Source organism: Pseudomonas sp. GCM10022186, from assembly GCF_042656385.1.
Classification (GTDB): Bacteria; Pseudomonadota; Gammaproteobacteria; order Pseudomonadales; family Pseudomonadaceae; genus Metapseudomonas.
The window spans coordinates 1-398 of the sequence record NZ_JBHSOU010000072.1 but is presented as its reverse complement, the minus strand read 5'-3'; the positions used below and the strand labels follow the sequence as shown (position 1 = coordinate 398).

Annotated in this window: 1 protein-coding gene; it reads left to right on the top strand. The window is 65.1% G+C overall.

Translation table 11 applies throughout. The annotated features are described in order from the left end of the window. Positions 1 to 398, top strand: a 398-nt coding sequence (locus ACFPU0_RS27430) for a DUF1302 family protein (protein WP_377695167.1), incomplete at both ends; no start/stop codon positions are given.

The window sequence follows — 398 nt, the reverse complement described above, 5'->3', positions numbered from 1 at the left end:
GGCAACAAGGGCTTCCGCGTCAGCGCCGCCAGCTGGTACGACAAGGCCTACGACAACACCGGCTCCAACTCCAACCCCTTCGTCAACGGCAACGAGGCGTTCTCGACCATCGTCGGCCAGCCCAGCACGACCAACCCGGCATTCGGCAGCCCGCACCTCTCCAACTACGCCCAGCGTTACTACAGCGGCCCGTCCGGCGAGATCCTCGACGCCTTCGTGTTCTACAGCACCGAAGTGGGCGACGAGTCGATGTTCAGCATCAAGGCCGGCCAGCACAACGTCTACTGGGGCGAGACCATCCTCAACCCGGTGCATGGCATCAGCTACGGCCAGTCCGGCCTGGACCTGGCGAAACTCTCCGCCGCCCCCGGCACCGAGGCCAAGGAGCTGTTCGTTCC